The organism is Mesorhizobium ventifaucium, assembly GCF_935822925.1.
Taxonomy (GTDB): Bacteria; Pseudomonadota; Alphaproteobacteria; order Rhizobiales; family Rhizobiaceae; genus Mesorhizobium; species Mesorhizobium ventifaucium.
Genome location: NZ_CAKXZS010000020.1, coordinates 6,499 through 7,069, shown reverse-complemented (window position 1 = coordinate 7,069; position 571 = coordinate 6,499). Strand labels below are relative to the sequence as shown.

1 protein-coding gene is annotated in these 571 nt (G+C 65.7%); it reads left to right on the top strand.

Features of this window, described 5'->3' with window-relative positions:
• Window positions 1–571, top strand: a 571-nt coding sequence (locus tag NMG70_RS32980) for an efflux RND transporter periplasmic adaptor subunit (protein WP_436798407.1), incomplete at both ends; no start/stop codon positions are given.

The window sequence follows — 571 nt, the reverse complement described above, 5'->3', positions numbered from 1 at the left end:
GCATTAGCAGCTCCGCGGCAGGCGCGGGCAGTGGTGGTGACGCCTCACAAGCTCGCCACGGTGGCGGAGGGCGCCGGTCGCGTCCAGTCGCGTTATGTCAGCGAGGTCGGCTTCGAGGTCGGCGGCCGGATCATCTCGCGCGATGTCGACATAGGCGCCGTCGTCAAGAAAGGTCAGAAGCTCGCTGAGCTCAGTGCCGTCGATTACCGCAACAAGGTGACCGCCGCACAGGCCGATCTCACGGCGACCAAGGCCACGCTCGTCCAGGTCGTGGCCCAAGAGGAACGCTTCCGTATTCTGCTCGGCAAGGGCTTTACCACCCGTTCCCAGTACGATGAGGCGCTGCAGTCGCTGCAGAGCGCACAAGCTGCCGTCCAGGCGGCCGAAGCCAATCTCCGGATCGTTGAAAACCAGCTCGGCTACACGCAGCTGCTTGCGCCTGACGACGGTATTGTGACGGCGGCTGGCGCGGACCCTGGTCAGGTCGTGGCCGCGGGCCAGATGATCGTCGAGATCTCCCGCAATGACGCGCGCGAGGCGGTCTTCGCTGTTGCCGGCGAAGACATCGCCG